We start from the raw sequence: 245 nt of genomic DNA on the forward strand, positions 1-245 counted from the left end.
TTCCAGCTGTGGGAACTCTCCAAGCCCACGCGCTAGAATTACGCGCGCCCTTGCTTCGAGGTGATCCGCTTGAATAAGGCCCCGCGCGGCCTGGCAAAGAACAAGTTCTTCCTTAGCCTGCGCAATAACCGGATTAGCAATAGGAGACAGGGCCGGAAGCTGGTAGGAGCCCTGGTTGAACAGGGTGGGTAGGACCTCATCGAATACCCATGCCTCAAATTTTTGGGCCGTGGGTAGCTTCGACG

General features: G+C 56.7%; 1 pseudogene. It reads right to left on the bottom strand.

The window, feature by feature from the left end:
* Positions 1-245: pseudogene (locus QP363_RS13385) on the bottom strand (phage antirepressor); the annotation flags it as partial.

Source organism: Corynebacterium sp. UMB6689, from assembly GCF_030215295.1.
Classification (GTDB): Bacteria; Actinomycetota; Actinomycetes; order Mycobacteriales; family Mycobacteriaceae; genus Corynebacterium; species Corynebacterium aurimucosum.